The following is a 20,809-nucleotide window of genomic DNA, read 5'->3' on the forward strand; positions in this document are numbered from 1 at the left end:
GTGGGCGGTCCCACCCGCGCGCCCCCGGAGGTACCCGTGAGCACCCTGTTCGACCTGTCCGGCCGCTTCGCCGTCGTCACCGGGGGCACCCGCGGCATCGGCCTGATGATCGCCCGGGGCCTGCTGCAGGCCGGGGCCACCGTGGCCGTGTCCTCCCGCAAGGCCGACGCCTGCGAGGCGGCGAGGGACGAGCTGCTGGCCGAGGTGGACGGGGACACCTCCCGGGTGCACGCCGTGCCGGCGGACCTGTCGACCGAGGCGGAGTGCGTCCGGCTGGCCGAGGCCGTGGGCGGGCTGACCGACCGGGTGCACGTGCTGGTCAACAACGCCGGTGCCACCTGGGGTGCGCCGCTGGCGGAGTTCCCGGCCTCGGCGTGGGACAAGGTGCTCGACCTCAACCTCAAGGCACCGTTCTTCACCACCCGCGCCCTGCTCGGGCTGCTCGAGGCCGACGCGAGCCACGACGACCCGGCCCGCGTGATCAACATCGGCTCCATCGACGGGCTGCGCGTGCCCGGCATGCCGACGTACTCGTACTCGTCGTCCAAGGCCGGGCTGCACCACCTCACGCGGGTGCTGGCCGGGGAGCTGGCGGCGCGGAAGGTCACGGTCAACGCGATCGCCCCGGGCCCGTTCGAGTCGAAGATGATGGCCGCGACCCTGGCCGAGCACGGCGACGCGATCGCCGCCCACACCCCGATGGGCCGGATCGGCCGTCCCGACGACATGGCCGGCACGGCGGTGTTCCTGGCCTCCCGCGCGGGCGCCTACCTCACCGGCGCGGTCATCCCCGTGGACGGGGGGATCTCGACGGTGCGGTAGCGCTACCCGCTGACGGCACCCTTGGCGGCCGAGCCGACGAGCTTGGCGAACTTGCCGAGCACCCCGGTGGTGAACTTCGGGGTGAGCGGCTCCCAGCCGTCGCGCCGCGCGGCCAGCTCGTCGGAGTCCACGACGAGGTCGAGGGTCTTGGCCGTCATGTCCAGGCGCACCAGGTCGCCGTCGCGGACGAAGGCGATGGGCCCGCCGACGGTGGCCTCGGGGGCGACGTGGCCGATGCACAGCCCCGTCGTGCCGCCGGAGAACCGGCCGTCGGTCAGCAGCAGCACGTCCTTGCCCAGCCCGGCGCCCTTGATGGCACCGGTGACGGCCAGCATCTCCCGCATCCCCGGGCCGCCCTTGGGGCCCTCGTAGCGGATGATGATCACGTCCTTCGGCTTCAGCGTGCCCGCGGCGATCGCGTCCATGGCGTGCTGCTCGCGCTCGAAGACCCGCGCGGGGCCCTCCCACACCTCGGCGTCGAAGCCGGCGGACTTGACCACCGCGCCCTCGGGGGCGAGCGAGCCGTGCAGCACCGCGATGCCGCCGGTGGGGTGGATGGGGTCGGTCATCGCGTGGATGATCTTGCCGTCCGGGTCGGGCGGGGCGATGTCGGCCAGGTTCTCCGCCACGGTCTTCCCGGTGACGGTCAGCGCGTCGCCGTGCAGCAGGCCCGCGTCGAGCAGCGCCTTCATCACGACGGGCACGCCGCCGATCTGGTCCACGTCGGTCATGACGTACTGCCCGAACGGCTTGACGTCGGCCAGGTGGGGGACCTTGTCACCGATGCGGTTGAAGTCGTCCAGGGTCAGGTCGACCTGCGCCTCGTGGGCGATGGCCAGCAGGTGCAGCACCGCGTTGGTCGAGCCGCCCAGGGCCATGACCACGGTGATGGCGTTCTCGAAGGCCTGCTTGGTCAGGATGTCCCGCGCGGTGATCCCGGCGTCGACGAGGGCGACGACGGCCTGCCCGGACTGCTCGGCGAAGGCGTCGCGGCGGCGGTCCGGGGCCGGCGGGGCGGCCGAGCCGGGCAGCGAGAGGCCCAGGGCCTCGGCGGCGGAGGCCATGGTGTTGGCGGTGTACATGCCGCCGCAGGCGCCCTCGCCCGGGCAGATGGCGCGCTCGATCTCGGTGACCTCGTCGCGGGTGATGCGCCCGGCCAGGCACGCCCCGACGGCCTCGAAGGCGTCGATGATGGTGACGGTGCGGTCGCCGATCTTGCCCGGCAGAGTGGAGCCGGCGTAGAGGAACACCGCGGCCACGTCGAGGCGGGCGGCGGCCATCATCATCCCGGGCAGGGACTTGTCGCAGCCGGCCAGCAGGACCCCGCCGTCGAGCTGCTCGGCGCGGAACACTGTCTCCACCGAGTCGGCGATGACCTCGCGGCTGACCAGCGACCAGTGCATGCCGTCGTGGCCCATGGAGATGCCGTCGGAGACGGAGATGGTGCCGAACTCCAGCGGGTAGCCGTCGGCGGCGTGCACGCCCACCTTGGCCTGCTTGGCCAGGCGGTCCAGCGACAGGTTGCAGGGGGTGATCTCGTTCCACGACGAGGCCACGCCGATCTGCGGCTTGCGCCAGTCGTCGTCGCCCATGCCGACCGCGCGGAGCATGCCGCGGGCGGCGGCGCGCTCCACCCCGTCGGTGACGGTGCCGGAGTGCGGCTTGCGGTGCTGACGGGGCGCGCTGGGGGTCTGCTCGGTCACGCGCACGAGCCTACGACCGCGCCCGCCGCGGGGGGCCGCGCGGTGGCGTCCCGCGAGCGCCCCGCAGCCCGCTGACCTCGAATGACAGCGGTGTAATACACCGTCACCCTCGGCGCGCCCCGATGCGACACGCCGCAAATCCCGAAAATGTGGCCCCTGAGGTACCTCGAGTCACAGGAGTCACTTTAGTCTCGCTGCCATGCCGCTCCTGCTCCGTCGCTCCCGCCGTCCCCGGCGCGGGGCTCTCGCCGTTGCCACCACCGCGCTGCTGCTCGTCACCGGGGCGGGGCTCGCCGTCGCCGCCAACCCGGGCGGGCCGGACGTCGCGTCCTACCAGCACCCGGGCGGGGCCAGCATCGACTGGACCCGCGTCAAGGCCGCCGGCCAGAGCTTCGCGCTCGTGAAGTCGACCGAGGGCACGGGCTACGTGAACCCGTACTTCTCCAGCGACTGGCAGTCCATCCGGGCCGCCGGGATGGTGCGCGCGAGCTACCACTACGCCAAGCCGGGCATCTCGCCGACGGCGCAGGCCGACTTCTTCGTCCAGACCGCGGGCCCGATGAACTCCCCGGGCGACCTGCCGCCCGTGCTCGACCTCGAGAGCACCGACGGCCTCGGCCCCGCCGCCCTGCAGGACTGGACGCGCACCTTCCTGCAGCGGGTGCAGACCCTCACCGGCCGAACCCCGATCATCTACACCTACCCGTCGTTCTGGGAGAACCAGATGGGCAACAGCACGGCCTTCACCCAGTACCCGCTGTGGATCGCCGACTACAACGGCGGTGACGCCCCCCGCACCCCGCTCGTCGGCGGCTGGCCCACGTGGACGTTCTGGCAGTACACGGACTCCGGCCGCATCGACGGCATCCCGGCGGCGGTGGACCGCAACTCCTTCAACGGCGACGAGGCCGCGCTGACCTCGCTGGCCGCGGGGGGCGCACCGTCCGACGTGGCGCAGCCGTCGCTGCCCAGCCCGGTCGTCCCCGGCGCGCCGCTGCCCGTCACGAGCCCCACCGGCTCGGCCATCCTCACCAAGTGGGAGACCCTGGGCGGCAAGGGGTCCGTCATGGGCGACGTCGACGGCGGCGAGTACGACGTCGAGGGCGGCAAGGCCCAGGACTTCGACAACGGCACCATCTACTGGTCGCCCGCGACCGGGGCGCACGCCGTGCAGGGCAAGATCTCCGACGCCTACGACGGCGCCGACGGCCCCGCGTCCTGGCTGGGTCTTCCCACCACCGACGAGCTGCCCGCCGTCGACGGCGGCAGGGTGAGCTTCTTCGAGCGCGGCTTCGTCTACTGGTCGCCGAGCTTCGGCACCAGCCAGCTGCAGTCAATGGCGACCACGCTGTGGGGCTCGGCCACCGGGGCGCTGGACCGCGTCAGCGTGCCCACCGACGACCCCACCGTGGCGCCGCAGGGCCGCGAGCTGCCGCTCGCCGGCAAGGTGCTGCGCTACAACTCCACGACCGGGGTCGTCTCCTTCACCGACGAGTAGGACCGGCCCGTCCGGCCGACCCCCTGCTTCCACGCCGCTGCCCCCACCGGAACCGGTGGGGGCAGCGGTGCGTCCGAGGGGGCGTGGACGTCCTGACCCCGCTGCGCACCCCCGACGCGCCGCCCGTGCCCCGGGCCTGGCGGCTGACCGCGGCCGAGCTGGGGCTGGCGACCCGCCGGGCGGGCGTCGGCCGGGCCCCGTTCCCGCTCGCCGTCCCGCGGGTCGACGCCCGCGCCGCGGTCGCGGTCGAGCGGGGCCTGCGGGTGCGCGGCCTGCTCGACGCCGAGGGCCGACCCGAGCCCGGCCTGCGGCGGGCGCTGGGCACCTTGCTGGCCCCGCGGCGCAGCGTGGACGCGCTCGGCTGGTTCCCCGGCGGCCCGGCCGACCTCGTCCGGGTCGTCGCCGCGGCCGGCCCCGGGCGCGCGGGTGCGCCCGGCGTGCTGGCCCTGCAGCTCCCGGGGCCCGACTCCCGCACGGGTGGGGAGGTGCTGCTGCGCGAGGTCGACCCGGACCGGCTGGGGCCGGAGCTGGCTGCGTCGCTGCCCGCCGCACCGCCCGGTGCCCGTCGCGCGACGACGGTGGCGGTCACCGCCCCGGGGTCCGACGCGGACGGCCCCGCCGACGTGCACCGGTCGGCCGGGGACACCCGGCGCGCCGAGCTGGCCGACCTGCTCGGCGGGGCCCGGGCCGGGGGCGGCCAGCTCGCCGTCACCGTCCACCCCGACGGGGCCCCGCCGCACCGCGAGCTCGTGCTGCGCTGGCACGACCGCGCGGGCGACGGCCGCTACCTCGTCACCGTCGGCGCCGCGGAGGTCGGCGCCGCCCCGGCCGGCTGCCAGGAGGTCGGCGCCGCGCTCACCGCCGCGCTGCGCCGGGCGGTCGCCCGGGTGTCCGACGCCGTGGTCGGCGCCCCGCTGCAGCGCTGAGCCGCGCGTCGTCAGGGCGCGCCGAACCCGGCCGCCGCCAGCACCCCGCGGGCGTCGGGCCCGGCGAGGAAGGCGACGAGGTCGGCCGCCGCGGCCGGCGACGCCGAGCCCGACAGCGCGACCACCGGGTAGCGGTTCACCGCCGACGCCGACTCCGGGAACTCCACCCCGGTGACCTTCCCCGCCGCCCCGGCGACGTCGGTGCGGTAGACCAGGCCCGCGTCGGCCTGCCCCGAGGTGACCTTGGTCAGCACGTCGGTCACCGAGGACTCCTCGCTGACCGGGCGCAGCGTGACCCCGGAGGACCGCTCGACCGTCGTGGTGGCGGCGCCGCACGGCACCTGCGGGGCGCACACCACCACCGACGTGCCGTCCTCCGCCAGGTCGGCCAGCGAGGTGATGCCCCGCGGGTTGCCCGGGGTGGTGGCGATCTCGAGGGTGTTGGTGGCGACGACCTGCGGGCTGCCGGTGGTGACCCCGGCGTCGACGGCGCGGCCCATCGTCGTGGTGTCCGCGGTGGCCAGCACGTCGCCCGGGGCGCCCTGGGTCAGCTGGGTGACGAGGTCCGAGGAGCCGGCGAAGGTGAACCGCACCGTGGTGCCCGGGTGCGCCGCCTCGTAGCGGGAGCCGAGCTCGGTGTACGGGGCCGTGAGCGACGCCGCGGCGTACACGGTCAGCGTGGTCGACGCGGCGGACGCGGACGACCCGTCCGCGGCGGCCTGGTCGGACGAGCCGCAGCCCGCGAGGAGGGCCATCGCGGCGGCGGGGGCGAGCAGGACGGTCAGGGTGCGGCGCACGGCGGGCTCTCCAGGACGGTCGGGCGTGGGGGTCACCGCACCGTAGCGTCCGCGCCGCACCTGCGGAACTATCTGTGCGGTCAGCCCGCGCGTGCGGCGGCGTGGGAAGCTCAGGGGCCCTCGCACCGCCCGAGCCCCGCGGCCGCGGGGCATGATGACGCCACCGTGTCCTCGCCCACACCCCCCGCCGCCCCGTCGCCCGGTGCGACGCCCACGGCCCCCACCCCCCGGGGCCTCGTCGTGCTCGCCGTCGACGACGAGCCGCCCGCGCTCGACGAGCTGGCCTACCTGCTGCGCGCCGACCCCCGGGTCGCCGCCGTGCGCACCGCGGCCGACGCCACCACCGCGCTGCGGCTGCTGCGCGACGAGCCCGCCGACGCGGCGGGGGCCGCCGGGACGCCGCCGGTGGACGCGGTGTTCCTCGACGTGCACATGCCGGGCCTCGACGGCCTCGAGCTGGCCGGGGTGCTGGCCCGCTTCGCCGCCCCGCCCGCGGTGGTGTTCGTGACCGCGCACGACGACCACGCCGTGGCCGCCTACGACCTGGGCGCCGTCGACTACCTGCTCAAGCCGCTGCGCCCCGAGCGCCTGGCGGAGTCCCTCGACCGGCTGGTGGCGCGGCGCGCCCCCCGCCCGGCCCCCGCGGAGGAGGACGAGGTGATCCCCGTCGAGCTGGCCGGGACCACCCGGCTGGTGCCGCGCTCCCGGGTGCGGTGGGTGGAGGCGCACGGCGACTACGCCCGGCTGCACACCGCGGGGGAGACCCACCTGGTGCGGGTGCCGCTCTCCCAGCTCGAGGAGCGGTGGGCCACGGCCGGGTTCGTCCGCATCCACCGCTCGTACCTGGTGCCGCTGCGGCTGGTCACCGAGCTGCGGTCGGTCGGCTCCGGGTACGCGCTGCGCCTGGGCGCCCCCGGGGAGCCCGGCTCGGTCGAGCTGCCCGTGAGCCGGCGGCACAGCCGCAGCCTGCGGGAGAAGCTGGTGCCCCGCACCGCGGGTGGGCCGGCGTGAGCACCCCGCCGCGGGTGCGGGTGGTGCTGGCCGAGCCCGGCGGGCCGCGACGGCTGGTGCGCACCCGCGCGGAGGTGGAGGAGCAGACCGAGGTCGGCGACCTGCTGGTGCGCTCGTTGCTGCGCAGCCAGCTCGGCCTGGCCGCCCGGCTGGGCCTGCCGGTGCTCGGGCTGCTCGTGGCGCTGCCGCTGGTGTGGACGCTGCTGCCGGCGGTGGCGCAGGTGCGCCTGCTCGGGGTGCCCCTGCCCTGGCTGGTGCTGGGCGTCGCGGTGCACCCGCTGCTCGTCGGGGTCGGCTGGCTGCACACCCGGCTCGCCGAGCGCACCGAGGCCGACTTCGCCGACCTCGTCGACGACTGACCCCGTGACCGAGAACCCGGCGCTCACCCTCGCCGCCATGGCGCTGGTCGCCCTCGTCGCGCTGGGCACCGGCCTCTACGGGGTGCGCGTCTCGCGGACCACGTCGGACTTCCTCGTCGCCTCCCGCACGGTCGGCCCGCGCTGGAACGCCGCCGCGGTGAGCGGGGAGTACCTCTCGGCCGCGTCGTTCCTCGGGGTGGCCGGGCTCGTGGTCAAGTACGGGGCCGACGCCCTCTGGTACCCGGTGGGGTTCACCGCCGGCTACCTCGCGCTGCTGCTGCTGGTCGCGGCCCCGCTGCGCCGCTCCGGGGCCTACACCATCCCGGACTTCACCGAGTTCCGCTGGCGCGCAGCGTGGTTGCGCCGGCTGTCCACCGTGGTCGTGGTCGTCATCGGGTGGCTCTACCTGGTGCCGCAGCTGCAGGGCGCGGGGCTGGTGCTGCGCGTCCTGGTCGGCGCCCCCAGCTGGGTGGGGGCGGTGGTCGTCGGGCTGGTCGTCGTGGTCGCCGTGGCCAGCGGCGGGATGCGCTCGGTGACCTTCGTGCAGGGATTCCAGTACTGGCTCAAGCTGACCGCCATCGCCGTGCCCGCCCTGGTGCTGGGGCTGCACGTGCTCGGCAGCGGCGCCGCCGTCGGCTCGCCCGCCCCGCCCACGGTGAGCACCGAGACCACGGTCGACGTCCGCACCGCCGTCACCGTGTCGGTCGGCGCCGACGAGCCCGTGGTGCTGACGGGCACCCTGGACGGCCGCGCCGTCGGCGGGCCCCTGACCCTCCCCGCGGGCACCCACGACCTCGGGGCGGGCACCCGGCTGGTGCTGCCCGCGGGCTCGGCCGTCCCCGTGGTGGACGGCGTTCCCGCCACCGACGACGCCTGGCTGAGCCCGGGGGCCGGCCTCGGCGGGCCGCACCCGCTCTTCGCGGTGTACTCGCTGGTGGTGGCCACGTTCCTGGGCACCATGGGGCTGCCGCACGTGGTGGTGCGCTTCTACACCAACGCCGACGGCCGGGCGGCGCGGCGGACGGTGCTCGTCGTCCTCGGCCTGCTCGGCGTGTTCTACCTGTTCCCGGTCGTGCTCGGGGTGCTCGGCCGCCTCGCCGTGCCGCAGCTGCTCGTCACCGGCACCACCGACGCCGTCGTGCTCCTGCTGCCCGCCGCGCTGACCGACGGCTGGGTGGCGCAGTCGCTGGCCGCGCTCGTCGCCGCGGGGGCCGTGGCCGCGTTCCTGTCCACCTCGTCGGGCCTGGTGGTGTCGGTGGCCGGGGTCCTGTCCACCGACGTGCTGCCCGGCCGGGTGCGGGACTTCCGGGTGGCCGCGCTGCTCGCCGGGCTGGTGCCCGTCGGGCTGACCCTGGCCGTGGCCTCGCTCGACGTCTCCCAGACCGTGGGCCTGGCGTTCGCCGTGGCGGCGTCGACGTTCTGCCCGCTGCTGGTGCTGGGCATCTGGTGGCGCGGGCTCACCGCGGTGGGCGCGGCGGCGGGGTTGCTGGTCGGCGGTGTGCTGTCGGTGGGGGCCAGCACGCTGACCGTGCTCGGGGTGTCGCGCGGCGGGTGGTTCGACGCCGTCACCGGCCAGCCGGCCGCGCTGAGCGTGCCCGCGGCCTTCGCGACGATGGTGCTGGTCAGCCTGCTGACCCGCGCCCGGGTGCCCGCCGACGTCGGCCGCACGCTGCTGCTCCTGCACGCCCCGGAGCGGCTCGGCATGGGGACTGACCGCGACGTCACCCGCTGGGGCTAGCGCGACAGCAGCTCGCGGACCAGCTGCAGGGCCAGGGTCACCGAGCGCTGCCGGACGTCGTAGCGGTTGCCGGGGATGACCGGCGCGCGGCTGATCCGGCCGTCGGGCCCGGCCACGCACAGGTGCACCAGGCCGACGGGCTTGTCCGCGGTGCCGCCACCCGGCCCGGCGATGCCGGTGATGCCGACGCCCACGTCTGCGCCGTGCACGCTCCGGGTGCCCTCGGCCAGCGCCACGGCGACCTCGGCGCTCACGGCCCCGTGCTCGGCGATCATCTCCGTCGGCACGCCCAGCACCGCGTGCTTGGCGTCGTTGGAGTAGACGACGGCCCCGCCGCGCACCCAGGCCGAGGACCCGGCGCGCTCGGTGAGCCGGCCGGCGAGCAGCCCCGCGGTGCAGGACTCCCCGGTGGCGATGGTGAGCCCGCGGGAGGAGAGCAGCTCGGCCACCTGGTCGTCCACCGTGGCCCCGTCCCGGGAGAACAGGGTGTCGGCGAACTCGTCGGCCACCGCGTCGACGAACGCGTCGTAGCGCCCGGCGGCGTCGGTGCCGTAGCGGGTGACCACCTCGAGCTCGCCGTCGCGCAGGCAGGTGGTGATCTCGAGGCCGTCGAGGGTGCCCTCGAGGCGGCGCAGGGTCGCGGCGATCTCCGACTCCGGGGTGCCCCACAGCCGCAGCGTGGACTGGCGCAGCTCCGCCCGGTCGGCCAGCGCGGCGGTGACCAGGGCCGACTCGACGGCGGCCGGCCACATGCCCTGCAGCTCCGACGGCGGACCGGGCAGCACCAGCACCGGGGGGTGCGTGCCGCCGTCGCGGTCGGGGACGACGAGGCCGGGCGCGGTGCCGACGGGCTCGAGCACCTCGGCGCCGTCGGGGACCAGCGCCTGCTTGCGGGTGCCCGCGGAGGTGGCGTCGGCGTCCATCCGCCAGCCGCGGCGGGCGGCCAGCCGGGCGATGATCGCGGCGATCCGGTCGGCCAGGGCCTCGTCGACGGTGGAATCCCGGCCCTGCCAGGCCCCCACCTCGGCGGCGGTGAGGTCGTCGGCGGTGGGCCCGAGCCCGCCCGAGGTGATGACCAGGTCGACCCCGGTGGCGGCGAGGAAGTCCAGCGCCGCGGTGAGGTCGGCCGGGCGGTCCCCGACGACGACGGTGTGGCTGACGTCGACGCCGATGCGCCGCAGCTGCTCGGCCAGCCACGGCCCGTTGCGGTCGGCGACGCGACCGGTGAGCACCTCGGTGCCCGTGACGACGATCCCCGCGCGTGCACTCACCGCTCAGACCCTAGGCGCGCGGGCGGCGTCCCGCGGGTTCCACGATGCGGACGCCTCGTTCCACGTCGGTGATCAGCTCAGGCACACTGGTGTGGTCCCGGTCACCCCGGGGCGACCACCACCGCAGGAGGAAGCACATGGCTGGCAACAGAGGCGTCGCCTACATCGGTCCCGGCAAGGTCGAGGTGCAGAGCATCGACTACCCGAAGCTCGAGCTGCAGGACGGCCCGGGCGTGAACCCGGCCAACGTCGGCCGCAAGCTCGAGCACGGCGTCATCCTCAAGGTCGTCACCACCAACATCTGCGGCTCCGACCAGCACATGGTCCGCGGCCGCACCACCGCCCCGGAGAACCTGGTGCTCGGCCACGAGATCCTCGGCGAGGTGGCCGAGGTCGGCCGCGACGTCGAGTTCATCAAGCAGGGCGACCTGTGCTCGGTGCCCTTCAACATCGCCTGCGGCCGCTGCCGCAACTGCAAGGAGGGCAAGACCGGCATCTGCCTCAACGTCAACCCCGCCCGGCCCGGCGCGGCCTACGGCTACGTCGACATGGGCGGCTGGGTCGGTGGGCAGGCCGAGTACGTCACCGTGCCCTACGCGGACTGGAACCTGCTGCGGTTCCCCGACCGCGACCAGGCGATGGAGAAGGTCCTCGACCTGACGATGCTCTCCGACATCTTCCCCACGGGCTTCCACGGTGCCGTCACCGCGGGCGTCAAGCCGGGGTCGACCGTGTACATCGCGGGGGCCGGACCCGTCGGGCTCGCCGCTGCGGTGGGCGCCCAGCTGCTCGGCGCGGCCGTGGTCATCGTGGCGGACATGAACGCCGACCGGCTCGCGCAGGCCCGCACCTTCGGCTGCGAGACCGTCGACGTCGGCCAGGGCGACCCGCAGGACCAGATCGAGCAGATCCTGGGCGTGCCCGAGGTCGACGCCGCCGTGGACGCGGTCGGGTTCGAGGCCAAGGGCCACGGGCAGAACGCGTCCGAGGCGCCGGCCACGGTGCTGAACTCGCTCATGGACGTGACGGCCGCGGGCGGGGCCATCGGCATCCCCGGGCTCTACGTCACCGGCGACCCGGGCGGCATCGACGAGGCCGCGCAGAAGGGGGCGCTCTCGCTCTCCCTGGGCACCGGCTGGGCCAAGTCGATCTCGTTCACCACCGGGCAGTGCCCCGTCATGCGCTACAACCACGGCCTGATGCAGGCGATCCTGCACGACAAGGTGCAGATCGCGAAGGCCGTCAACGCGACGACGATCTCGCTGGACCAGGCCCCGCAGGGCTACGCCGACTTCGACTCCGGCGCGGCCCAGAAGTTCGTCATCGACCCGCACGGCATGGTCGCCTGACCAGGTCCTCGCGTCCCGCCCACGTCCCGCCGTCCCGGTGCTCCGGGGTCGGCGCGACGTGGGCGGTTCGCGTCCCGGGGACGTGTGAGCCACGCCACTCGTCGTGGACCGGCGACCGCTGGGCGCAGCCGCACGCCGCCCGGCGCCCACCGGCGCGGCCGACCTGCCGCACGTGACCCCGGTCTCCCTAGGTTCAGCGCCGTCACCCCAGCGGGCACCCCCGCGACAGCGCCGTCCCCGAGGAGCCACCCATGTCCACCGCCCACCAGGCCGGTCCCGCGTCCGGGGGAGCCCCCCCGACGCCGGCCGTGCCGAGCCGCGAGGCCTTCGTCGAGATGCAGGCCGACCCCGACTTCCAGGACCTGCGCCGCCGGCTGCGCCGTTTCGTCTTCCCCATGACCGGGGTCTTCCTGGCCTGGTACCTGCTCTACGTGCTGCTCGCGGACTACGCGCCGGGCTTCATGGGCACCCGCATCGCCGGCAGCAACATCACCGTCGGGCTCGTCTTCGGCCTGCTGCAGTTCGTCTCCACGTTCGTCATCGCCGGGCTCTACGTCCGGTTCGCCAACCGTGACTTCGACCCGCGCGCCGAGGCGCTGCGGCTGCGGCTCACCGACGACGCCGACGCGGCCCGGGGCGGTGCGCGATGACCACCACCACCCTCGCCGCCACCCAGATCGGCAACGCCGGCGTGAACATCGGCATCTTCGTCGGCTTCGTCGTCATCACCCTGGTGATCGTGTTCCGGGCCAGCGGCTCGACGAAGACCGCCGGCGACTACTACACCGCGGGCGGCGGCTTCACCGGCCAGCAGAACGGCATCGCCATCTCGGGCGACTACCTCTCCGCGGCCAGCTTCCTCGGCATCACCGGGGCCATCGCGGTGTACGGCTACGACGGGTTCCTCTACTCCATCGGCTTCCTCGTGGCCTGGCTCGTGGCCCTGCTGCTCGTCGCCGAGCTGCTGCGCAACACCGGCCGCTTCACCATGGCCGACGTGCTGAGCTTCCGGCTCAAGCAGGGCCCGGTCCGCACCGCCGCCGCCACGGCCACCCTCGCGGTGTCGCTGTTCTACCTGCTGGCCCAGATGGCCGGCGCCGGCGGTCTCGTCGCGCTGCTGCTCAACATCGAGGGCAAGACCGGCCAGGCGGTCGTCATCGCCGTGGTGGGCGTCGTCATGATCGTCTACGTCCTCGTCGGCGGGATGAAGGGCACCACCTGGGTCCAGATCATCAAGGCGGTGCTGCTGATCGCGGGTGCCGCGGTGATGACGGGGTGGGTGCTGACGAAGTACGGCTTCAACCTCTCGGGCCTGCTGGGCTCGGCGCAGGAGAAGGCGGACGCGGCGAAGAAGCCGCTCGACGTGCTCTCCCCCGGGGCGCAGTACGGCAAGAACGGCACCTCGAAGCTGAACTTCCTGTCCCTGGGCCTGGCCCTGGTGCTCGGCACCGCCGGCCTGCCGCACGTGCTGATGCGCTTCTACACGGTGCCCACGGCCAAGGCGGCCCGGAAGTCGGTCACCTGGGCGATCGGCCTGATCGGGCTGTTCTACCTGTTCACGCTGGTGCTGGGCTACGGCGCCGCGGCGCTGCTGGGCCCGGACCGCATCCTCGCCGCCCCCGGCGGGGTGAACTCGGCCGCGCCGCTGCTGGCGTTCGAGCTGGGCGGCACCATCCTGCTCGGCCTCATCGCGGCGGTCGCGTTCGCGACGATCCTCGCGGTGGTCGCCGGCCTGACGATCACCGCCTCGGCGTCGTTCGCGCACGACATCTACGCCAGCGTCATCAAGAAGGGCCACGTCGACGAGCGCGAGCAGGTGCGGGTCTCCCGCATCACGGCGGTGGTCATCGGCGTGCTGGCGATCGTGCTGGGCATCCTGGCCAACGGGCAGAACGTGGCCTTCCTGGTCGCCCTGGCCTTCGCCATCGCGGCCTCGGCCAACCTGCCGACGATCCTGTACTCGCTGTTCTGGAAGGGCTTCACCACCCGGGGCGCGCTGTGGAGCATCTACGGCGGGCTGGGCATCACCCTGCTGCTCATCGTCTTCTCCCCGGCCGTGTCCGGCGAGACGACGTCGATGATCAAGTCGATGGACTTCGCGTACTTCCCGCTGTCCAACCCGGGCATCATCTCGATCCCGGCGGGCTTCCTGCTCGGCTGGATCGGGTCGAAGACCAGCTCGGCCAAGGAGGACCCGGCGAAGGCCGCGGAGATGGAGGTCCGCTCCCTGACCGGGGTGGGCGTCGAGAAGGCCGTCGCGCACTAGGCCCCGCACCGCAGCAGACGACCCCGCCGGGCACGCCCGGCGGGGTCGTCGCGGCTCTACCCCCCGAAGAGCGGCAGCGCGGGCTGGCAGACGACGCGCTGGGCGGTGGTCGGGTCGAGCGCGTTGCGCACCAGCCGCTGCGCGTTCGGGTCGTAGGAGATGCCGAGGTGGTCGACGGTGTCGCCCGGGCAGACGGCCTGCAGCGTGGTGTTGGTGACGCCGGGGCTGCGCAGGAACGCGTTGGTGTACGGCATGACGACGTCGTCGTACACGGTCTGGATGACGGTGTAGCGGACCCCCGCCACGGTGTCCCCGCCGGAGTTCAGGTCGCGCAGGAACGCGGAGCCCTGCCGCTGCTGCACGCAGGCCTGGCAGCCGATGCCGGCCACCGCCTCGCCCCCCGGGAGGGCGGCGATCGCCGGGAGCACGCCGTAGAAGACGGTGCCGTAGTTCGACGGTGACAGCGCGACCAGGGAGGAGACCTTGCTCGCCCCGCCCAGGTACTTCAGGTAGTAGCGCGGCATCATCCCGCCCTGCGAGTGCCCGACGATGTCGACCGTCGCCGCCCCGGTCGCCGCGAGCACCGAGTCGACGAACGACGACAGCTGGCCCGCGCTGGCCCCGATGTCCATCGTGCCCTGGTACGGGCTGCCCGGGACGCCGCCGTAGTTCAGCGCGAACACGCAGTACCCGTCCGCCTTGAGCTGCGGGGAGAGCTCGGCCCAGTTGTCGTACTGGTTCTCCACGGTGCCGTGCACCAGGACCACCGGGCGGGGGTGCGCCGCGGTGGGAACGCACGAGTAGTCGTTGGCGCCGGGGGGCGAGGCCACCGGGACCGCGTTGGAGTACAGCAGCGCCGGTGGGAACGTGGCCTGCGGCGGGCCGGCCGGCGGGCTCGACGCCGCCGCGCTCGCCGTGCCCGTGCCGGCCAGCAGCAGCGCTGCCGCCGCTGCCGCGACGGCTGCGCTCAGCCGTGCCGTGATCCTGCCCCGTGGTGCCATCGCGCTCGTCCCCTCCTGGGCCCCGCCCTGGTGACGGGGATCACAGGCACGCTAGCCCGCGGTGCACCGGTGTGCACCGGGTTCAGGCGCGGGGGGCGGCGGGCGGTCGCCAGGTGGTGCGGGGCGAGTCGGTGCGGGCCACGACGGGGGGCAGGTCGGCGTCGACCGGACGGGTGGGGGCAGGATCGGTCGGGGTGGGCTCGCGGCGGGCGGAGATCGTCACGCGCACAGCCTGACGACCGCCCGCGCGGCGCACCACCCGGGGTGGGGGTGACCACCCGGTGCACTCACCCGTTCGTGACCGGGGTCCGTGCGAGCATGGTGGGGTGACGAACCCCGCCGGCAACGCCGTCCCCACCACCACGGTCGCGGAGCTGCCCGACCCGCTGCCCGCCGACGCCACGCTGCTCGACGTCCGCGAGGACGGCGAGTGGGCGGCGGGCCACGCGCCCGGCGCGCTGCACGTGCCGCTCGGCGACTTGCCCGCCCGGGTCGGGGAGATCCCCCAGGACGGCCCGCTCTACGTGGTCTGCCACTCCGGAGGCCGCTCGGCGCGCGCCACCGCCTGGCTGACGCAGCACGGCGTCGAGGCCACCAACGTCGACGGCGGCATGAGCGCGTGGGCGGCGCAGGGCCGTCCGCTGGAGGCCGACGGCGGCGCCACCCCGTCGGTCGGCTGAGGCCCGGCGAGCAGGTCCCGCCCGTGCACCCCGGTCCCGCACCCAGCCCTGCCGGGCCCCCGGCGCCGGTGCAGCAGTGCCACCGCTGCGGTCTGCGGGTGCCCGTCGCGGGGGCGCCGCTCACCTGGTGCCCGCGGTGCGCCGGGGTGATGTCCACGCCCGGCCGCCCTCCCGCCCGCGTGCGGTGGGTGGCCTCGCCCCCGCCCACCGCAGCCCCGGCCCGGCCGCGCGCCGTCACCCCGGGGCCGACGCCCCGCTACTGGGTGGTGCCGCGCTGGGGGCTGCGCGACGAGGTCCCGGGGCACCCCCTGACCCGGGCGGAGGCGGAGGGTCCGACCGACCTCGAGCGCGCCGTCGGCACCGCCCAGGTGCTGCAGGTGCTGCTGGGGACCCTGGTCCTGACCGCCGCCGCGGGCGCCGTGGCCGAGGTCGTCCGGTACGGGGTCGCGCTGCGGGGGCGCACCGAGCTGCTCCCGGCCGGGCTGGTCGCCACCTCCGACGCCGCCGTCGTCACCACCGGGCTGCTGGCGCCGGTGTTCGCGCTGGCCGCCGCGGTCGTGGCCGCGCGCTGGCTCGTCCGGGCCCGACGCCTCGCCGCCCGCGCGCGGGGCCGGCGCGACACCCGTCGCGGCGCGGCCGTCGTCCTCGCCGTGCTGGTGCCGGTGGTCGACCTCGTCCTCGCCCCGGCCCGGCTCGCCGAGCTGGAGCAGTGGCTCGACCGGGGCGCCGACCTCGACGAGCGGCCGCGGCCCTCACGGCTGCTGCTCGGCTGGTGGGCGGCGTGGGTCGGCAGCCAGGTGCTCGTCGCCGTGGCGCTGGCCGTGCGGGTGTGGGGCGACTCGGTGCAGGCGCAGGCCGACTCGATCGTGGTGGCCGCGTGGTCGGACGCCGTCGCCGCCACGTGCGCCGCGCTCACCCTGCTGCTGCTGCGCCGGTGGACCGCCGCCCTGCAGGGCACCGTCCCCGGCCGCCGGGACCCGCGCCGCTGGGTCGCCTCGGTCCCGACGCGGCCGGCCCCGGCGTCGGGCCGCGCGCCGGACCGCCCGGAGCACCCGGCCGACCAGCCGGCCGGTGACGACGGGCTGGCCCTGGTCACCGCCCGCGGGCGAGCGTGACGCCCGGTCCCGGGTCGGCCGCGCCCGGGCCGCGGACCGCCGCGCCCGCCGTCGTCGCCCACCGGGGTGCGTCCGCCGAGCTGGCCGAGCACACCCTGCGCGCCTACGAGCAGGCCCTCCTCGACGGGGCGGACGCGGTGGAGTGCGACGTGCGGCTGACCCGCGACGGGCACCTGGTGTGCGTGCACGACCGCCGGGTCGATCGGACCTCCACCGGCCGTGGGGTGGTCAGCGCGATGACGCTGGAGGGCATGACCGAGCTGGACTACGGCAGCTGGCACGACCCGTGGCCCGCGTCGGCCGACGCGCTGCTCGAGGACAACGACCGGGTGGCGCTGCCCCCGCCCGACCCCGGTGAGGAGACGCCCGGACCGGCGGGCCTGCTCACGCTCACGGCGCTGCTCGAGCTGGTGGCCGACAGCAGCGCGACGCTGTTCGTCGAGACGAAGCACCCGGTGCGCTACGGCGGGCTGGTGGAGTCGAAGCTCGTCGCCGAGCTGCACCGCTTCGGGATGGCGGCGCCCCCGGAGACGGAGCGCTCCCGGGTGGTGGTGATGTCGTTCTCGGCGTCCGCGGTGTGGCGGGTGCGGCGGACCGCGCCGGCCGTGCCGACGGTGCTGCTGGGTCGCAGCGCCGCGGTGCTGTCCTCGGTGGCGGTGGGCGCGGTGGGGGCGACGACGGTCGGGCCGAGCATCTCGGTGCTGCGCGAGCGACCCGAGCTGGTGGCGCGGTTCCGCGAGCAGGGGGTGGGCACCTACACCTGGACGGTCGACGACCGGGCCGACGTGGAGCTGTGCCGGGAGCTCGGGGTCGAGTGGGTGGCGACGAACCACCCGCGCACCGTGCGGGGCTGGCTGGACGGGACGTCCGGCGACGCCGGGTAGGTTCGCTGCTCGTGGCGAGGAAGAGCGGGCGCAAGGCAGGACCCAAGCCGGGCAACGACCGGGCGGAGCGCAAGGCGGCCGAGCAGGCCGAGCGGGCGAGCCGGGACGGGGCGGCGCGGCCGTTCGCCGGGCTGGCCGCCGAGTGCGACCTGGTGGCGCTGCGTGAGTTCGTGCCCGCGGCCACCGCACCCCTGGCCGTGACCGGGTCGGACCGCGACGTCCGCGTGGCGACGGTGCTGCCGGGGGCCGCGGCCGCGCTGGCCCGCACCGAGGACGGGGCCGACCGCGGCCTGGTCGCCGTGCAGACGACCACGACGACCGGGGACCTCGGTGACGACCTCGCCCGCGCCCTGGCCTGGGCCGTCGCCGCCGAGCCCGGCACCTCGCTGGAGACCGTGCTCGACGCCCCCGGTGCGCCGACGCTGGCAGAGCTGGTCGACCCGGCGGCGCCGCTCGACATCACGGTGCACGACGACTTCGCGTGGTGGTTCGCCGACGAGGCCCCGGCCCCCGAGGTGGCGGCCGCGCTCGAGCAGGCCAACGCCGCGATCATGCCGACCGCGCGCCTCGAGGGTGACGGGCTGACCGCGGCGTGGTGGGTCGACGCCGGGGAGCGCGCCCACCTGCGCTGGGTGCGGCCCGAGGACGAGGACGACGTCATGGCCGCGCTGGCCCGCGTCCACGCCGCCGGGGCGCTGACCCTGGGGGAGGGCTCGCGCTACGCCGGCTCCTTCCGCGCGCACGGCCTGCTGGTCCCGGTCTTCGACCTCGACCGGGAGTCCCACGCCCAGGAGTGGGTGGGCGGCACCCAGGCCTTGGGCCGCGCGCTGGACGAGGCGCTGGCCGAGTCCGGGCCGCTGACCCCGGCGCAGCGCCGCTCCCGCGACGGGCTGCGCACCCGTCAGGTCACCATCCGCTAGGTCAGGGGGCGCTCGTGGTCCGGTCGAGGTGGGCGCTGGCGTTCGCTCTGGTCGCGGTGGTGGCGCTGGCCGGCTGCGGTGGGCCGTCGGCCGGTGGTTCGGGCGCGGCGGCCTCGAGCTCGGCGTCCCCCGGCTCAGCGGCCCCCAGCTCGACGCCCGCCGGGGCGTTCCCGTCACCGCAGGACTACCAACGCAGCCTCGGGGCCGGGCTCGACGTCGACTGGTCCAAGACGTCGTCCGGGTTGCGGCAGTTCAGCGAGCAGACGGTGCGCGACCTCGCGGCGCGCGGCATGACGACCGCGCGCATCCGGGTGGTGGACGACGTCACCCCGCAGCTGCTCACCCAGCTCGACCAGCAGGTGCGGGCGTGCGAGGACGCGGGGGTGGTCCCCGTGATCGCCTACCAGGCCGACGCGTTCAAGAAGGACCCGTCGCCCGCCCGGCTGCAGGCGGCCGTCGCCTGGTGGCAGGCCGTCGCGGCCCACTTCGGCAGCACCGCACCCACCCTGTCCTTCGACCTCATCATCGAGGTGACCGACGCGCTGAGCTCCCAGCCCGACACCCTGAACGCGTTCTACGAGCAGGCCGTCTCCGCCATCCGGGCGGACGACCCCCAGCGGAACCTGTTCATCTCCCCGACGGTGCGGTCGGACCCCGACAACTTCGGTCAGCTCGTCGTCCCCAGCCGGGCCGACGGTCATCTGCTGGCGGAGTGGCACTTCTACGCCGCGGGCCCCGACCCCAGCGGCGGACCCAAGGGGTGGACGACCGGCACCCCGGCCGAGAAGCAGGCGATCACCGACAAGATCGCCGCCGCCACCACCTGGTCGAGCGCGACCGGCATCCCGACGTGGGTTGGGGCCTGGATGCCGAGCAACTACAACGACGGCAACTCGTACACCCCGGACCAGCAGGTGCAGTTCGCGACGTTCCTGGCCTGCTCGCTGCAGTCCGCGGCGATCCCCTACGCGGTGAACCAGCAGGACAAGTTCTACGACGGCACGACGCACACGCTCGACCCGGAGCTGGCCCCGGTGCTCGACGCCGCCCTGCGCCCGACCTGCTCCTGACCGACCACGCCCGCCGTCAGGTGTGGGCGAGCAGGATCTCGGCGAGGTGCTGCTCGACCTGGCTGGGTCGGATGATGTCGACGGTGATCGGGCCGGCCGGCGCGGGCTGGTCGGTCTGGGGGTTGCGGGCTGGGGTGGGGGGTGCGGGGGCCCGGGACCGGTAGCGGTGCCCGGTGGGGGTGGTGGTGAGCACGGTGTGCCGGTCGGCGGGGATCGTGCGGGCGGTCCATCCGGGGGTCTGCTTGGTGTGGTTGCACGCCTCGCACAGGCCCTGGGTGTTGGCTGCGGTGGTGGGTCCGCCGCGGGCGGCGTCGTGGACGTGGTCGTCGTGGCGGGCGGGGGCGTCGCAGTAGGGGGTGCGGCACAGGCCCTGGTCGCGGATGCGGAGCAGGGCGGCCAGCCCGGTGGGGGTGAACCGGGACCGGCTGGTCAGGGCCACCAGCTGCCCGGTGGGGTCGGCGTACACCCGCCGCCACCACGTCGCACCCGTGCCCGTGCTGGTGTCGGCGTCGAGGGAGTCGGCGATCATCTCCCGCGCCACCTGGGCGGGTACCGGCCCGTGCCCGGGGATCACCGCCGGGTCGTGCCCGGACCCCAGCAAGGCGGTGTCGGAGATGACGACCTCGACGGTGACCGGGACCTGCGCGGCCCGGGACTGCCCGGTGATCCGCTCCACCAGCAGGTCGGCCATCACCTGCCCCCGCGACCGGTCCCCCGCACCAGCCACCCCGACGGTGGTGCGGGTGGTGTCGGCGTCCCGGGACAGCGCCGCGTAGGCGGCGACACCTTGGGCGACGGGGAGCAGGGCGGTCAGGTAGGTCATGGTGTCCGGGGCCGGGCGCAGCGAGACGTGCCGCTCCGAGGCGGCCTTGCGGGCCCGGCGGGTCACCGCCGCCGGGTCCTCGGCGCACACCCGGCGGCGCACCTCGGCCACCAGGCGGGCCGTCCCCACCCCGTCGAGCAGCTCGGGGTCACCGCACACCGCGGCGTCCACCACCGCCCGCCCCGCCCGGTCCAGGCAGCCCGTCTCCCGGGCCACCAGCATCGCGGCGTGCTCGCTGAGCCGGCCCTCCCGCAACGCCCGCCGGGTCGCCGGCAGGTCCGCGTGCAGGTCCCGGGCCAGGCCGAGGAGCATCTGGCCGCGGTGCGGGGACTCCCGCCGCGCCAGCCCCACCTGCGACCCCACCCCGCGGCCCCGCCGGGCCGCGGGCACCCCCGCGGTGGCCTCCCGGGACCGGGTCGAGACGTCCAGGGCCACCGCCAGGTCGGCCTGCGCTGCGCACACCGCCGACTTCACCGCCTCCAGCTCGGCGAGCAGGTCCACCCGGGCCGCGTCGTCCACCACGTCCGCGCCGGTCGGCAGGGCCCCGGACAGCAGCAGGTCACGCCACCGGCGCAC

Annotated in this window: 20 protein-coding genes; 14 read left to right on the forward strand and 6 right to left on the reverse strand. The window is 75.4% G+C overall.

Annotated features, from left to right (window positions below; all coding sequences use genetic code 11):
- Positions 1–36: 36 nt before the first annotated feature.
- On the forward strand, positions 37–822 hold the full coding sequence (locus tag ACYVOF_RS07740; protein WP_460865312.1) for an SDR family oxidoreductase: 786 nt from the start codon (positions 37–39) through the stop codon (positions 820–822).
- Positions 823–824: 2 nt separating this feature from the next.
- Here the strand turns inward: ACYVOF_RS07740 and ilvD are convergent, their stop codons facing one another.
- Positions 825–2,525, reverse strand: coding sequence for a dihydroxy-acid dehydratase (gene ilvD / locus ACYVOF_RS07745; protein ID WP_460865313.1), 1,701 nt, complete (start codon positions 2,523–2,525; stop codon positions 825–827).
- 199 nt (positions 2,526–2,724) lie between these two features.
- On the opposite strand from ilvD, the gene ACYVOF_RS07750 reads away from it, so the two are divergent.
- A complete protein-coding gene (locus ACYVOF_RS07750; protein ID WP_460865315.1) occupies positions 2,725–4,023 on the forward strand; it encodes a GH25 family lysozyme in 1,299 nt (432 codons plus the stop codon).
- Between the two features lie 83 nt (positions 4,024–4,106).
- Positions 4,107–4,949 (forward strand): ESX secretion-associated protein EspG, encoded by an 843-nt coding sequence (locus ACYVOF_RS07755; protein ID WP_460865316.1) that lies wholly within the window; start codon positions 4,107–4,109, stop codon positions 4,947–4,949.
- 11 nt (positions 4,950–4,960) lie between these two features.
- Here ACYVOF_RS07755 and modA read toward each other — a convergent pair whose 3' ends face one another.
- On the reverse strand, positions 4,961–5,704 hold the full coding sequence (gene modA, locus ACYVOF_RS07760; protein WP_460865513.1) for a molybdate ABC transporter substrate-binding protein: 744 nt from the start codon (positions 5,702–5,704) through the stop codon (positions 4,961–4,963).
- Positions 5,705–5,986: 282 nt separating this feature from the next.
- Between modA and ACYVOF_RS07765 the strand changes: the two genes are divergently transcribed.
- Genes ACYVOF_RS07765 through ACYVOF_RS07775 form a run of 3 tightly spaced genes read left to right on the forward strand, consistent with a single transcriptional unit; the run spans position 5,987 to position 8,854 of the window.
- Positions 5,987–6,757 carry a LytR/AlgR family response regulator transcription factor gene (locus ACYVOF_RS07765; RefSeq protein ID WP_460865515.1) on the forward strand — a complete coding sequence of 257 codons (771 nt, stop codon included), beginning with the start codon at positions 5,987–5,989 and terminating at the stop codon, positions 6,755–6,757.
- Positions 6,754–7,116 carry a hypothetical protein gene (locus ACYVOF_RS07770; RefSeq protein ID WP_460865317.1) on the forward strand — a complete coding sequence of 121 codons (363 nt, stop codon included), beginning with the start codon at positions 6,754–6,756 and terminating at the stop codon, positions 7,114–7,116. The genes ACYVOF_RS07765 and ACYVOF_RS07770 overlap by 4 nt, the downstream gene beginning before the upstream one ends.
- 37 nt (positions 7,117–7,153) lie before the next feature.
- Positions 7,154–8,854 carry a sodium/solute symporter gene (locus tag ACYVOF_RS07775; protein ID WP_460865517.1) on the forward strand — a complete coding sequence of 567 codons (1,701 nt, stop codon included), beginning with the start codon at positions 7,154–7,156 and terminating at the stop codon, positions 8,852–8,854.
- Here ACYVOF_RS07775 and ACYVOF_RS07780 read toward each other — a convergent pair.
- Positions 8,851–10,125 (reverse strand): competence/damage-inducible protein A, encoded by a 1,275-nt coding sequence (locus ACYVOF_RS07780; RefSeq protein WP_460865319.1) that lies wholly within the window; start codon positions 10,123–10,125, stop codon positions 8,851–8,853. The two genes, ACYVOF_RS07775 and ACYVOF_RS07780, sit on opposite strands and share 4 nt — an antisense overlap.
- A gap of 137 nt (positions 10,126–10,262) precedes the next feature.
- On the opposite strand from ACYVOF_RS07780, the gene fdhA reads away from it, so the two are divergent.
- From fdhA to ACYVOF_RS07795, 3 genes are all read left to right on the forward strand, one after another.
- Positions 10,263–11,474: a formaldehyde dehydrogenase, glutathione-independent gene (fdhA, locus tag ACYVOF_RS07785; RefSeq protein WP_460865320.1), complete on the forward strand. Its 1,212-nt coding sequence runs from the start codon at positions 10,263–10,265 to the stop codon at positions 11,472–11,474.
- 251 nt (positions 11,475–11,725) lie between these two features.
- Positions 11,726–12,124 (forward strand): DUF485 domain-containing protein, encoded by a 399-nt coding sequence (locus ACYVOF_RS07790; protein WP_460865321.1) that lies wholly within the window; start codon positions 11,726–11,728, stop codon positions 12,122–12,124.
- Positions 12,121–13,740, forward strand: a complete 1,620-nt coding sequence (locus ACYVOF_RS07795) for a solute symporter family protein (RefSeq protein WP_460865323.1) — start codon at positions 12,121–12,123, stop codon at positions 13,738–13,740. Before ACYVOF_RS07790 ends, ACYVOF_RS07795 begins: the two co-directional genes overlap by 4 nt.
- A gap of 56 nt (positions 13,741–13,796) precedes the next feature.
- Here ACYVOF_RS07795 and ACYVOF_RS07800 read toward each other — a convergent pair whose 3' ends face one another.
- Positions 13,797–14,741 carry an esterase/lipase family protein gene (locus tag ACYVOF_RS07800; protein ID WP_460865325.1) on the reverse strand — a complete coding sequence of 315 codons (945 nt, stop codon included), beginning with the start codon at positions 14,739–14,741 and terminating at the stop codon, positions 13,797–13,799.
- Between the two features lie 82 nt (positions 14,742–14,823).
- Positions 14,824–14,964 carry a hypothetical protein gene (locus tag ACYVOF_RS07805; RefSeq protein WP_460865326.1) on the reverse strand — a complete coding sequence of 47 codons (141 nt, stop codon included), beginning with the start codon at positions 14,962–14,964 and terminating at the stop codon, positions 14,824–14,826.
- A gap of 103 nt (positions 14,965–15,067) precedes the next feature.
- Here ACYVOF_RS07805 and ACYVOF_RS07810 point away from each other — a divergent pair, with 103 nt between their 5' ends.
- The 5 genes from ACYVOF_RS07810 (at position 15,068) to ACYVOF_RS07830 (ending at position 19,410) form a co-directional block, all read left to right on the forward strand.
- Positions 15,068–15,421, forward strand: a complete 354-nt coding sequence (locus ACYVOF_RS07810; protein WP_460865328.1) for a rhodanese-like domain-containing protein — start codon at positions 15,068–15,070, stop codon at positions 15,419–15,421.
- A gap of 188 nt (positions 15,422–15,609) precedes the next feature.
- Entirely contained in the window at positions 15,610–16,536 is a 927-nt protein-coding gene (locus ACYVOF_RS07815; RefSeq protein ID WP_460865329.1) for a DUF4328 domain-containing protein, read from the forward strand.
- The gene (locus tag ACYVOF_RS07820) at positions 16,533–17,420 is read left to right on the forward strand and encodes a glycerophosphodiester phosphodiesterase family protein (protein WP_460865330.1); all 888 of its coding nucleotides are present in this window, start codon (positions 16,533–16,535) and stop codon (positions 17,418–17,420) included. Before ACYVOF_RS07815 ends, ACYVOF_RS07820 begins: the two co-directional genes overlap by 4 nt.
- Before the next feature lie 11 nt (positions 17,421–17,431).
- The gene (locus tag ACYVOF_RS07825; RefSeq protein ID WP_460865332.1) at positions 17,432–18,340 is read left to right on the forward strand and encodes a DUF5926 family protein; all 909 of its coding nucleotides are present in this window, start codon (positions 17,432–17,434) and stop codon (positions 18,338–18,340) included.
- 14 nt (positions 18,341–18,354) lie between these two features.
- A complete protein-coding gene (locus ACYVOF_RS07830) occupies positions 18,355–19,410 on the forward strand; it encodes a cellulase family glycosylhydrolase (protein ID WP_460865333.1) in 1,056 nt (351 codons plus the stop codon).
- A gap of 16 nt (positions 19,411–19,426) precedes the next feature.
- Here ACYVOF_RS07830 and ACYVOF_RS07835 read toward each other — a convergent pair whose 3' ends face one another.
- The gene (locus ACYVOF_RS07835) at positions 19,427–20,773 is read right to left on the reverse strand and encodes an HNH endonuclease (RefSeq protein WP_460865518.1); all 1,347 of its coding nucleotides are present in this window, start codon (positions 20,771–20,773) and stop codon (positions 19,427–19,429) included.
- Positions 20,774–20,809 lie beyond the last annotated feature (36 nt).

It is taken from the genome of Rhodococcus aerolatus (genome assembly GCF_054783215.1).

What these genes read in the sequence shown, in the direction of transcription:
- ACYVOF_RS07750 (WP_460865315.1), top strand. Translation starts at nt 2,725, where the DNA reads ATGCCGCTCCTGCTCCGTCGCTCCCGCCGTCCCCGGCGCGGGGCTCTC.
- modA (WP_460865513.1), bottom strand. Translation starts at nt 5,704, where the DNA reads ATGGCCCTCCTCGCGGGCTGCGGCTCGTCCGACCAGGCCGCCGCGGAC.
- ACYVOF_RS07775 (WP_460865517.1), top strand. Translation starts at nt 7,154, where the DNA reads ATGGCGCTGGTCGCCCTCGTCGCGCTGGGCACCGGCCTCTACGGGGTG.
- fdhA (WP_460865320.1), top strand. Translation starts at nt 10,263, where the DNA reads ATGGCTGGCAACAGAGGCGTCGCCTACATCGGTCCCGGCAAGGTCGAG.
- ACYVOF_RS07790 (WP_460865321.1), top strand. Translation starts at nt 11,726, where the DNA reads ATGTCCACCGCCCACCAGGCCGGTCCCGCGTCCGGGGGAGCCCCCCCG.
- ACYVOF_RS07795 (WP_460865323.1), top strand. Translation starts at nt 12,121, where the DNA reads ATGACCACCACCACCCTCGCCGCCACCCAGATCGGCAACGCCGGCGTG.
- ACYVOF_RS07800 (WP_460865325.1), bottom strand. Translation starts at nt 14,741, where the DNA reads ATGGCACCACGGGGCAGGATCACGGCACGGCTGAGCGCAGCCGTCGCG.